This window comes from Stenotrophomonas sp. SMYL86, from assembly GCF_036320025.1.
Taxonomy (GTDB): domain Bacteria; phylum Pseudomonadota; class Gammaproteobacteria; order Xanthomonadales; family Xanthomonadaceae; genus Stenotrophomonas; species Stenotrophomonas maltophilia_A.
Map to the genome: position 1 here is coordinate 25,969 of NZ_JAWIRU010000013.1, position 12,124 is coordinate 38,092.

At 66.9% G+C, this 12,124-nt stretch carries 10 protein-coding genes; 9 read left to right on the forward strand and 1 reads right to left on the reverse strand.

Features of this window, described 5'->3' with window-relative positions; genetic code table 11:
* Window positions 1-21: 21 nt before the first annotated feature.
* Window positions 22-1,023 (reverse strand): transcriptional regulator FtrA, encoded by a 1,002-nt coding sequence (ftrA, locus tag V3B64_RS14530; protein ID WP_329914334.1) that lies wholly within the window; start codon window positions 1,021-1,023, stop codon window positions 22-24.
* A 312-nt stretch (window positions 1,024-1,335) separates the two neighbouring features.
* Between ftrA and V3B64_RS14535 the strand changes: the two genes are divergently transcribed.
* The 9 genes from V3B64_RS14535 (at window position 1,336) to V3B64_RS14575 (ending at window position 11,956) form a co-directional block, all read left to right on the forward strand.
* Window positions 1,336-3,912: a TonB-dependent receptor gene (locus V3B64_RS14535; protein ID WP_329914335.1), complete on the forward strand. Its 2,577-nt coding sequence runs from the start codon at window positions 1,336-1,338 to the stop codon at window positions 3,910-3,912.
* A gap of 82 nt (window positions 3,913-3,994) precedes the next feature.
* On the forward strand, window positions 3,995-4,576 hold the full coding sequence (gene msuE / locus V3B64_RS14540; RefSeq protein ID WP_329914336.1) for an FMN reductase: 582 nt from the start codon (window positions 3,995-3,997) through the stop codon (window positions 4,574-4,576).
* Window positions 4,577-4,733: 157 nt separating this feature from the next.
* Window positions 4,734-5,096, forward strand: coding sequence for a DUF3088 family protein (locus V3B64_RS14545; protein WP_012510830.1), 363 nt, complete (start codon window positions 4,734-4,736; stop codon window positions 5,094-5,096).
* Between the two features lie 14 nt (window positions 5,097-5,110).
* Window positions 5,111-6,088, forward strand: coding sequence for an MsnO8 family LLM class oxidoreductase (locus tag V3B64_RS14550; protein WP_329914337.1), 978 nt, complete (start codon window positions 5,111-5,113; stop codon window positions 6,086-6,088).
* 18 nt (window positions 6,089-6,106) lie between these two features.
* Window positions 6,107-7,450 carry an LLM class flavin-dependent oxidoreductase gene (locus V3B64_RS14555; RefSeq protein WP_329914338.1) on the forward strand — a complete coding sequence of 448 codons (1,344 nt, stop codon included), beginning with the start codon at window positions 6,107-6,109 and terminating at the stop codon, window positions 7,448-7,450.
* A 4-nt stretch (window positions 7,451-7,454) separates the two neighbouring features.
* On the forward strand, window positions 7,455-8,675 hold the full coding sequence (locus V3B64_RS14560) for a M20 aminoacylase family protein (protein ID WP_329914339.1): 1,221 nt from the start codon (window positions 7,455-7,457) through the stop codon (window positions 8,673-8,675).
* Window positions 8,672-9,223 (forward strand): GNAT family N-acetyltransferase, encoded by a 552-nt coding sequence (locus tag V3B64_RS14565; protein WP_049399083.1) that lies wholly within the window; start codon window positions 8,672-8,674, stop codon window positions 9,221-9,223. Before V3B64_RS14560 ends, V3B64_RS14565 begins: the two co-directional genes overlap by 4 nt.
* Complete coding sequence (locus V3B64_RS14570) at window positions 9,220-10,965, forward strand: amino acid ABC transporter permease/ATP-binding protein (RefSeq protein ID WP_329914340.1); 1,746 nt, start codon at window positions 9,220-9,222, stop codon at window positions 10,963-10,965. Before V3B64_RS14565 ends, V3B64_RS14570 begins: the two co-directional genes overlap by 4 nt.
* A 16-nt stretch (window positions 10,966-10,981) precedes the next feature.
* Window positions 10,982-11,956 carry an ABC transporter substrate-binding protein gene (locus V3B64_RS14575; protein WP_329914341.1) on the forward strand — a complete coding sequence of 325 codons (975 nt, stop codon included), beginning with the start codon at window positions 10,982-10,984 and terminating at the stop codon, window positions 11,954-11,956.
* Window positions 11,957-12,124: the final 168 nt, after the last annotated feature.

The window sequence follows — 12,124 nt, forward strand, 5'->3', positions numbered from 1 at the left end:
GAGGCCGGCATTACCCGGGGCTCAGCAGCCGACCAGGCGGTCCGCACTGATGCCGTTGCGATGCTGGCTGCGGTACTCGGTGGGGCTGGCATCGACCTGACCACGGAAGTGCCGACGGAATGATTCCTGCGAACCAAAGCCGGCCTGCTCGGCAATCCACTGCAGTGGCCGGTCGGTGGTTTCCAGCAGCTCACGCGCGAAGGCCACGCGCTCGCGGATCAGCCAATCGATGGGTGACAGGCCGGTGGCTTCCAGGAACTGCCGCTGCAGGGTGCGCTGGCTGAGCGCGGCCTGCTCGGCGAGGCTGCCTAGCGAGTGCGGCTCGCGCAGGTTACGGCGCATCCACTCCATCAGCTTCGCCAACCGCGTGGGCTCGCCGTTGGGGATGGCCCGGCTGACGCGCTGGCTGCGCCCGGCATCACGCCAAGGTGCCAGCACCAATCGCTCGGCCACCAGATTAGCCACGCGCGCGCCGTAATCCTTGCGCACCATGTGCAGCATCATGTCCATGCCGGTGGCCGATCCGGCCGAGGTGATGATGCTGCCGGTGTCCACGTACAGCACATCCTCGCGCACATCGATGCGCGGGAACTCGCGTGCCAGCGCTTCGGTGAGGCGCCAGTGAGTGGTGGCCTCGCGGCCATCGAGCAGCCCGGCCCAGGCCAGCACGAACGCACCGGAGCAGATCGACGCGATGCGTGCGCCGCGTGCGTGGGCACGGATCAGTGCATCGAGCAGGGCCTGCGGCGGACGTTCGCTGGGCTCGCGCCAGCCGGGGATGACGATGATGTCGGCGTCATCGACGCTCCTTAGATCGTAGGGCAGCTGCACCTGGGTGCTGCCGAGCATGCGCAGCGCTCCGGGTTCGCCCGCGCACAGCTGGGTGCGGTACCAGGCCACGCCCAGTTCAGGCCGTATCGGTGCGAACAGGCCGACCGCACAGCCGAACTCGAACAGCCCCTGGCCGTGGCAGGCGACGATGGCGACGAGTGGTGCGGCGGGATCGGCGGAAGGGCTGTGCATGGCCTGATGCTACGGGTGGTGGTGCGTGGCGCAGAGTGGTGCACGGGCATGAGGTGATGCCGGTGGAGCATGTAGAGCCGAGCCATGCTCGGCTGCTCTTTGTGGCTCAATTGAATGGGCTTCGTCTGGCATTGAGCCAAGCATGGGCTTGGCTCTACAGAGAGCAGCGCACCGGCGCTGCTGCCTAACGTCATTACCAGCGGTCATGTGGGTGGCCGGATGTTACGGCTGGGTGACGCGATCCCGCCTGTCGCGGTGGGTGAACAGGCCCTTGAATGGAAGCGTGTTTCCGGCCCACCCCCACGAGCCCCCATGCCTGCCGCCTACGCCCCAGTCCTGAGCACTCTAGCTGTCCTGATCGCCGCCGTCCTCGCTGCTTCGCCCAGCCATGCGGCGGAAGCAGATGCGGACCCTGCCACCACTGCAGCCACTGCCAACGTGGCAGCCTCCACGCTGGATGCGGTGGTGGTCACCGGCTCACGCACCAGCACGCGCACGGTGAAGAACAGCTCCACGCCCATCGATGTGATTTCCGCCGAGGACCTCGCTGCTACCGGGCAGGGCAACCTGCTGGAAGCGCTGCAGCGCAGCCTGCCGTCGCTGAGCCAGATCGGCGGCTACCAGAGCGACCAGGAAAGCCTGATCCGCGGCTACCAGCTGCGCAATCTGTCGCCGGGTTACACCCTGGTGCTGGTCAACGGCAAGCGCCGCAATGCCAGTGCCTATGTGAGCGGTGCCAATGGGGGCGGCTTCCCCGGACATGCGTGGGCGGACCTGGCGTTGATTCCGGTCTCGGCCATCGACCATGTGGAAGTGCTGCGTGATGGTGCCTCCGCCATCTACGGCTCGGACGCGATCACCGGCGTGGTCAACGTGATCCTGAAATCGCAGGCGCACGGTGGTGATGTGTCGGTGGAGAGCGGGCAGAGCACCGATGGTGATGGTTCGCGAACCAGCGTGCGCGCCAACGTCGGCCTGCCGTGGGGCCAGGATGGCTTCGTCAACCTGTCCGGCGAGACCACCCGCCAGCATCATGCGATCCGTACCCGTCGCTACATCGATGGCTACCTGAGCTATCCGGCAGTGGATGGCAGCGGCAATCTGGTGGCGCTGCGGCCGAACAATCGACTGCCGGCCGGCGCGTCGCCGAATCCGGCCGAGGCCAACCGCGATGCCGAGGCCAACACCATCCTCAGCTCGCCGTCGTATGCGTTGAAGGCCTTCGCGGTGAACGTGGGCCATGGCCTGGGCGAGAGCGCGCAGTTTTATGCCAATGCTACGGCCAGTGACCGCACCGCACAGGCGATCCAGAATTTCCGTCTGCCGGCGACCATCTTCACCACTTACAGGGCTCCCGGCGTGCTGAGCGTGTTTCCTGACGGCTTCCTGCCGGTGCTGGAAACCAAGGAAAAGCAGTACACCGGTACGGCCGGGGTAAAAGGCCAGATCGCGGGTTGGGACTATGACGCCAGCCTGACCGGCAACCGCAGCACCGTGCGCACCTATACGCGCAACTCGGTGAACTACTCGCTGCCGTATCCCGGTTCGCCCACCGACTTCTATGATGGAAAGCTGGACTACCAGCAGGGCATCGCCAACCTGGACCTGCGCCGCGGCTTCGAGGTGGCGGCATTCGCTTCGCCGCTGGAAGTCAGCGCCGGCGCCGAGTACCAGCACGAGCAGTACGAGCGCGGGGCAGGACAGTGGGAGTCCTACACCGGCTTCGGTGCGGCGGCCTTCGTCGGCTATTCCACTGCGGACGCGGTGAAGGCGACCCGCAACAGCAAGGCGGTGTACGCGGGTGCGGCCACCAACATCACCTCGCGCTGGTACCTGGATGCGGCCGCGCGCTGGGAGGACCATTCCGACTTCGGCAGTGTCTCTACCGGCCGCCTGACCACGCGATTCGACTTCACCGACGCGCTGGGTGTGCGCGCCACGGTCAGCAATGGCTTCCACGCGCCCAGTCTGGGTGCGCAGTTCTACCAGGCCACCGGCAGTTGCCCGTGCGGCACCACGCTGGTGGCGCAGGTGTCTTCGCCCGCGGCGATTGCGTTGGGTGCCACACCGCTGAAGCCGGAAAAGGCCACCAACTACAGCCTGGGCGTGACCTGGGACCCGAGCCCGGCGTTCCATCTGGCGGTGGATGCCTATCAGATCGACATCCGCGGCCAGCTCGGCCAGTCCAGCCAGATCGGCTACAACGCGCAGGATCCGGCGCGCGTCACCGACAACAGCGGCACGGTGCTGAGCGCGGCGCAGAAGAACACCATCGATGCACTGCTGGGTTCAGCCGGCATCAGCATCCTGCCGGGTGATGCGTTCTACGCCAGCTATTTCACCAACGTGGGCAACACCCGCACACGCGGTGTGGAGCTGACCCTGGAAGCGAACCAGGAAACGGCGTGGGGCAAGCTGCGCTGGAGCTACGCGGCCAACGTCGGCCGCACCACCATCCAGAAGGTCAGCGACATTCCGGCGGCGCTGCAGGGCCTGCCGAACATCAACCTGCTGACCAGATCCAGCGAGTATGCGCTGCGCTTCCGCACGCCCAGCTATACGCAGGTGGCGGGGCTGGGCTGGCAGAACGGGCGCTGGCGCTCGAATCTGGACTTCACCTACTACGGCCCCATCAAGCGCCTGAACAACGGCGTGGAGTACAAGCAGCCGCCGGTGCTGGTGACCAATCTTTCCGGTGGCGTGGAGCTGGGCGCGGGCTGGAGTGCGGCGCTGGGCATCAACAACGTGTTCGACAAGCGCACCCGCAAGGTGCCGGAGTACGCGCGTAGTGCCACCGATGTGGCGAGTATCGAGACCACGTGGGACAGCGGCGATGTGCTGAGCAATGTGGGTGCGTATTGGTTTGGCCGGGTCAGTTACCGGTTCTGAGGTGGGAAGCAGTCGAGCATGGCTCGACTCTACAAAAGCGAAGGGCAGCCGAGCATGGCTCGGCTCTACACGGGAGCGTTTCATGTCTTCTGCATTGAGGGTGGTTGCATTGGTGGGGTCACCGACCAGCTCGGCGACGTCGCGCACGTTGTTGCTGGTACGGCATCTGCTGGACTCGCTGCAGCAGCGGGTGCACGCCAGCGTTGAACTGGTGGAGCTGGCGACGATCGCGCGCTCGCTGGGCCAGTCGCTGTCGCGCGGTGAGGTGGAGCCGGCGGTGGAACAGGCACTGCAGACCATCGAGGCGGCGGAGCTGCTGGTGGTGGCCGCGCCGGTGTATCGCGGCTCGTATCCCGGCTTGTTCAAGCACCTGGTCGACTTCATCGGGCTGGAGGCGCTGGTGGATGTGCCGGTGCTGCTGGCAGCCACCGGCGGCAGCGAGCGACATGCGCTGGTGATCGACCACCAGCTGCGGCCGTTGTTCAGCTTCCTGCAGGCGCACACGCTGCCGATCGGGGTATATGCCACGCCGGCCGACTTCGATGGCGAGCACATCAGCAGTGCGGCCCTGCAGGCACGCATCGCGCTGGCGACCGAGCGTGCGGCCGGCCATCTGGCTGCGCAGGCGCTGGCAGTAGCGGCGCCGCTGCGACGTATTGCCTGACGCCATAACCGGCAGCGCTTTGCTTATGGCTACGCCGCATCTGCGTGGCCGGATCTGACCGCCGATTGTCGCCAGCCGTCGCTGCTGCGGCTGCTGGCATCTCTAGCATCGATATCGAAGCGGCATCGCATTGCCGGCCCCGATGAGGACGACCCCTGTGACTTTCGACGCAGCAAGCAAACCCATCCTGTTCCTGCTCGACCGTGAGTTCGAGGACGGCCAGATTCCCGGCCAGCGCTTCTTCTGCCGGCACAGCCTGTTGCTGGAGGGCGCGTTGTCGAGCATCGATGGCCTGGACGCGCAGCTGGACGTGCGCCGCATCGGCTTCGCGCGACCGCGCCGCGAGGTGATCGCCGAGATCGGTGAGCAGGACCAGTCACTACCCAAGCTGGTGTTGCCGCAGGGCGTGCGCAGCGAGCTTGCCAGTGGCGCGCACCAGGACCGCCAGTACATCTCCGGTGCCGAGCCGATCCTGGCCGCGCTGAACGGGTTGCTCGGCATTCCCGTGGCCCACCCCTGAGCGAGGACGTGACCATGAGCTATCAGATCAGCGTGCTGGACAAGAGCCCGGTTGCCGAAGGTGCCTCGCCGGAGCAGGCGCTGCGCAACAGCCTGCAGCTGGCGCAGCGCGCCGAGCAGCTGGGCTACCACCGCTACTGGTTTGCCGAACACCACGCTGCACCAACGCTGGCCAGCCCTGCACCGGAAGTGCTGGCTGCGTGGGTGCTGGCGCAGACCCGGCGTATCCGCATCGGCAGTGGCGGGGTGATGCTGCGCCACTACGCGCCGTACAAGGTGGCGGAGAACTTCAACCTGCTGTCGGCGCTGGCGCCGGGGCGTGTCGATCTGGGCGTGGGCAAGGCCCCTGGTGGCCTGCCCGCTTCGACCGCCGCGCTGGCGGCCGGGCGCCCGGCGTTTACCGACTTCGACCAGCAGCTGCGCGACCTGGAAGGCTATCTGTCGGGGGCAGACACCGAGGCGCTGGCCCGACCGGTGCCGCAGCAGGCGCCGGAGCGCTTCCTGCTCGGTGCCAGCCCCCAGAGCGCGCAGCAGGCGGCCGAGCTGGGCTGGCGCTTTGTCTATGCCGCGCATTTCGATGGTGACCCGAAGCACATCGAAGCTGCGTTCGACGCCTATCACAGCGTCTCCTCGCAGCCACCGCTGCTGGCCACGGTGGCGTTTGCCGCACCAACTGCCGAGGCCGCTGCCCGGCACATCGGCGCGTTGCGGGTCTACAAGCTGCATCTTGGTCCCGGGCAGACGGTGAACCTGCCCAGCCCCGAAGCAGCTGCCGAGTATGCGCGCCAGGTGGGCGTAGCCGACTTCCGCATCGAGGAAACGCGCCCCAGCGTGTTGTCCGGTGATGCGCAGCACGTGCGTGACGAACTGGACGCACTGCACCGGCGCTTCGGTGTGGGCGAGTTCATCCTCGATGCGCCGGTGGCGGACCTTGATGCACGCCTGACATCCCTTGAACTGCTGTCGCCCGCGCCGCGCGCGGCGGTGGCCTGACCTGCAGGAGCGATTCCCATGAGCACGACCCCGCGCCACATTCCGTTCGGCATCATGCTGCAGGGCCCCGGCAGCCACATGCACGCGTGGAAGCATCCGTCCAATCCGGCCGATGCCAGCGTCAACCTGCAGTTCTACATCGACATCGCGCGTACCGCCGAGGACAACGGCATCGCCTTCGGCTTCGTAGCCGACGGCCTGTACATCAACGAGAAGTCGATCCCGCACTTCCTCAATCGCTTCGAGCCGATCTCGCTGCTGTCGGCGCTGGCCACCGCAACGAAGACGATCGGCCTGGCCGGCACGCTGTCGACCTCCTACAGCGACCCGTTCACCGTGGCCCGGCAGTTCGCTTCGCTGGACCTGCTCAGCGGCGGGCGTGCCGGTTGGAACGTAGTGACCTCGCCACTGGAGGGCTCGGGCCGCAACTACGGCCGCCCGCACCCGGAGCACGCGCTGCGTTACCAGATCGCCGACGAGTACCTGGACGTAGTGCAAGGGCTGTGGGATTCCTGGGATGACGATGCCTTCGTGCGCGAGCGCGACAGCGGCGCGTTCTTCGCACCGGAGAAATTCCGCCGCCTCGACCACAAGGGACGCTTCTTCCAGGTGGAAGGGCCGCTCAACATCCAGCGTTCGCCGCAGGGCCAGCCGGTGATCTTCCAGGCCGGTTCGTCCGACGATGGCATCGCGCTGGCCGGCAAGTATGCCGATGCGGTGTTTACTCATTCGCCGTCGCTGGAGGAGACCCGCGCGTTCACCCAGAAGGTGAAGAACTCGGCGATCGCCCACGGCCGCAGCGGCAATGACGTGAAGATCTTCCCGGGTATCGGCCCCATCGTCGGCCGCACTGCCGAGGAGGCTGAAGCCAAGTACCAGGCGATTGCTGCGCTGGCCACGCTGGAGGATGCACTGGCGTACCTGGGGCGCTTCTTCGACCACCACGATTTCAGCCAGTACGATCCGGACGCGCCGTTCCCCGAGCTGGGTGACATCGGCAGCAATTCGTTCCGTTCCACCACCGACCGCATCAAGCAGGATGCACGTGAGAAGGGCCTGAGCCTGCGCCAGGTGGCGTTGGAAGCGGTGAGCCCGCGACCGAATTTCATCGGTACGCCGGAACATGTGGCCGACGAGCTGATCCGTTGGTTCGACGCCGGTGCCAGCGACGGCTTCATCCTTGGTTTCGCGGCACAGCGCGAAGGGCTGGACGATTTCGTGACCCAGGTGCTGCCGATCCTGCAGGCACGCGGCTACCACCAGCGTGAACTGGAAGGGCAGACCCTGCGCGCGCATCTGGGCCTGCCGTACAAGACCAGCCGTCATTCGATCGACGCCGAGCCGGCGCGGAAGGCAGGGTAAGGCGATGAGCGGAGAAAGCGCGGCAGCACCGGGCCATGCCCAGCGGAATTCCCCAACGACGGGCGTGCTGCCGGAAATCGCGGCACGCGCCGAGGCGGCCATCGCGATCCGCCATGACCTGCACCGGTACCCGGAGCTGGCCTTCGAGGAACACCGCACCAGCGCACGCGTGGCCGAGCTGCTGCAGCAGTGGGGCTATGAGGTCACCACCGGTCTCGGTGGCACCGGCGTGGTCGGCACGCTACAGCGCGGGCAGGGCGGCCGACGCCTCGGCCTGCGTGCCGACATCGATGCACTGCCGATCCACGAGGACTCCGGGCTGGCGTACGCCAGCCAGAACGAAGGGTTGATGCATGCCTGCGGCCACGATGGGCATACCGCCATCCTGCTGTCTGCGGCGCACTACCTGGCCCATCACGGCCGCATCGACGGCACCCTGCAGCTGGTGTTCCAGCCGGCCGAGGAAACCGGTTCGGGGGCCTCGAAGATGATCGCCGACGGCCTGTTCGAACGCTTCCCGGTGGATGCGATCTATGGGCTGCACAACTGGCCGGGCGTGCCGGTGGGGCACTTCGGCTTCGTCGATGGTCCGGCGATGGCGTCGGTGGACTGGGCGCGGCTGAAAGTGATCGGCAAGGGCGGTCACGGTGCCGAGCCTCAGGGTAGCGTCGACCCGATCCTGGCGGCAGCGCATATCGTCACGGCGCTGCAAAGCGTTGTCTCGCGCAATGTGGATCCACGGCAGATGGGCGTGGTCACCGTCGGTTCGATCCACGGCGGGCAGGCCGCCAATGTGATCCCGGACGTAGTGGAGCTGAAGCTGACCGTGCGCGCCTACCTGCCCGAGGTACGTGACACCCTGCGGCGTCGGGTCACCGAGATTGCCGAGCAGACCGCCGCCGCGTTCGGCGCGCGCGCGGAGATCGAGTTCCCGCGCGGCTTCCCCAGCGTGATCAACCATCCTCAGCAGACTGCCTATATCCGCGAGGTGGCCGTGCAGGGCTTCGGCAGCGAACACGTGGTGCCCGAATTCGCGCCGCGCACTGCCAGTGAGGATTTCGCGTTCCTGCTGCAGGCGCGGCCCGGCAGCTTCGTGTTCGTCGGCAACGGCGACAGCGCACCGCTGCACAGCCCGCGCTATGTGTTCAACGACGCCGCCATCGCGCCCGCTGCCAGCCTGTGGGCGCGGCTGGCTGAAGACTATCTGGTGAAGGACGTGGCATGAGCAGCAACGAACGCTTCCTCTACACCTCGGTGGATGATCCACTGGCGCGGCCGCTGTTCGATGGCCTGGAGCAGGAGTACGACAGCCGCTACGCCGACGTGCGTCGACGCATCGGCGGCAGCGCCCGCGAGGAACTGCAGCGCTACCCGGCACAGGCGTTCGCGGCACCGGTTGGTGCGTTCGTGCTGCTGCTGCGCGATGGTGTGGCGATCTCCGGCGGTGCCTTCATGCCGCACCGCGATCCGGACACCGCCGAGTTCAAGCGCATCTGGACGCTGCCGGGCCTGCGCCGCCAGGGCATCGCGCGGCGTGTACTGCAGGAACTGGAGGACCAGGCGGCGCGCCAGGGTTACCGACGGGTGTTCCTGACCACCGGCTTCCGCCAGCCTGAAGCCGTCGGCCTGTACCTCAGCCACGGCTACACCGCGCTGTTCGATCTGGAGGCCGATCCGGAATCCATCGCCCACTTGCCATTCGAGAAGCACCTGGGCGTATCGGCACCCGCCGTTGTGCCATCACAGACCGTGCTGCACGGAGCCCACGCATGAGCACGCCTTCGACCGCGCTGGATGGCATTGCCACACGCCCGGCGCCAACCCCGGCGTTGAAGATCGTGCCGGCCCGGCATCCACTACAGGTGGTCGGAACCCTTCTGGCGTTGGCGCTGATCCTGATCGGGCTGCAATCAGTGTTGGGCAATCCGCGTTGGGGCTGGGGCACCTTTGCGGAGTGGTTCTTCGCACGTCCGGTGCTGGAAGGCCTGGGCCGCACGCTGCTGCTGACCGCGCTCGGCACCGGCCTCGGCTTCGCGCTGGGCACGCTGCTTGCGCTGGCCCGCGTCTCTGGTTCACCGCTGCTGTCGGCAGTGTCGTGGGGCTATGTGTGGCTGTTCCGCTCGATCCCGCTGCTGGTGCTGTTGCTGCTGCTGAACAACCTGGGCTATCTGTACAGCACCATCGAACTGGGCGTGCCGTTCACCGGCATCAGCCTGTTCTCGTACCCGACCACGCAGCTGATCGGTGTGTTCACTGCCGCGGTGCTGGGCCTGACCCTGAACCAGGCCGCGTTCTCGGCCGAGGTGATCCGTGGCGGCATTCTGTCGGTCGACCATGGCCAGTACGAAGCAGCAGCGGCGCTTGGCCTGCCGCGCGGTCGCCAGGTGCGCCGCATCATCCTGCCGCAGGCGATGCGTTCGATCCTGCCGGCCGCGTTCAACGATGTGATCGGCCTGGCCAAGAGCACCTCGGTGGTCTACGTGCTGGCGCTGCCGGAGCTGTTCTACACCGTGCAGGTGATCTACCGGCGCAACCTGGAAGTGGTGCCGCTGCTGATGGTGGCCACGGTCTGGTACCTGGTGATCCTGACCGTGCTGTCGCTGCTGCAGCGGCGCGTGGAGCAGCGCTTTGCGCGCGGCCAACTGCAGCGCGAGCGTTCGGTATCGCGTGTCTCGTCACCGAGGCGCGCCACAGGTGAGGCTGCACCGCGCGTGGCCAATCGTCCGCGCATCGCCACTCAGGTTGAAGCGGGCGAGGGGGCATCGGTGTCGCTGCATGGCGTAGGCAAGGTGTTCGGCGACCAGCCGGTGCTGGAAGACGTGAACCTGGACCTGCGCGCTGGCAGCGTGACGGTGCTGATCGGCCCGTCCGGTGCCGGCAAGTCCACGTTGCTGCGGCTGATCAACCACCTGGAACGTGCCGACAGCGGTTACGTGACCGTCGGCGGGCAGCTGATCGGCTACCGCCGCGATGGCGACACCCTGTACGAGCTGCCCGAGCGTGAGATCCGCCGTCGCCGTGCGGAGGTCGGCATGGTGTTCCAGGGCTTCAACCTGTTCCCGCACCTGACCGCGCTGGAGAACATCATCGAGGCGCCGATCGCGGTGCGCGGCGTGCCGCGTGCGCAGGCTGAGCAGCAGGCGCGCACGCTGCTGGAACGGGTCGGCCTGGCCGACAAGGCCGATGCCTTCCCGCGCCAGCTGTCCGGCGGCCAGCAGCAGCGCATCGCGATTGCTCGTGCGCTGGCGCTGCAACCGAAGGTGCTGCTGTTCGATGAACCGACCTCGGCACTGGACCCGGAGCTGGTGGCCGAAGTGCTCAGCGTGATCGAGGAGCTGGCAAGCTCCGGCACCACGCTGGTGATTGTCACCCACGAACTGAGCTTCGCCCGCCGCGTGGCCGACCACGTGGTGATGATGGACCAGGGCCGGGTGATCGAGCAGGGCACGCCCGAGGCGCTGTTCGAGCGCCCGCGCCAGCAACGCACCGCCGATTTCCTGGCCAAGACCCTGTAACCCCGGAAGGAAGACCATGAGCCCTGCAGCACCGCGTCGCCCCTCACGCAGCACCCTGTTGATCGTGGGCGTGCTGGTCATCGGCATCGCCGGCATCGTCTATTCGCGCGTGCGTCAGGCACCGGATGCCGGCACCGTGGCCGCAACCAGCCTGGCGGGTGCGAACACCGCAATCCTGAAGGGCACGCTCGATCCGAAGGCGCAGGTGTTGATTCCGGCCGACTATCGCTTTGTCACGCCTGGTACGTTCACCGTGGCCACCCATCCGGGGCAGCTGCCGCTGGCCGACTATGGTACCGACAGCAAGGACGTGGTCGGCATCGAGCCGGACATCGCGCGGCTGATTGCCGATGGGCTGGGCCTGAAGCTGGTGATCGTGCCGGTGGCGTGGGCCGACTGGCCGCTGGGTCTGGAATCAGGCAAGTACGATGCGGTGCTGTCGAACGTGACGGTGACCGAAGAGCGCAAGAAGAAGTTCGACTTCTCCAGCTACCGTTACGATCTGCTGGGAATTTACACGCGCACTGATGGGCCGATCCAGAAGATCGAAAAGCCGGCTGACGTGGCCGGGCTGAAGGTGGTGGTCGGCGCCAGCACCAACCAGGACCAGATCCTGCGCCAGTGGGACCAGCAGAACATCGCCGCTGGCTTGAACCCGGTGGAGTACCAGTACTTCGATGACGCCGTGGTTGGGCGGCTGGCGGTGATCACCGGGCGCGCCGATGTCTCGTTCGAGCCCAACGCCACCGGCGCCTATTCGGCGCGCGATGGCAAGGTGCGGCGTGTGGGCCTGTTCCCGGGGGGCTGGCCGAACGCCGCAGCGATTTCGGTGACCACGCGCAAGGGCAGCGGCCTGGCTGATGCGGTGACGCAGGCGCTGAACACCCAGATCGGCAGTGGCACCTATGCGCAGGCGCTGAAGCGATGGAATGTGGCCGAGGAGGCCGTGCCGCAGTCGCAGACCAATCCGCCGGGCCTGCCGGGGTTGTAGATGACGCCGGGCATGGGCCGGCGCTACCGCTGCTTTTGTAGAGCCGAGCCATGCTCGGCTGCAGTTCGCGTGGTGTGCGATGCGTCGAGCATGGCTCGACTCTACAAGAGCATCCACGCATGGCGTGGATCTACTCGCAGAGTCTGATTTCTGTAGAGCCGAGCCATG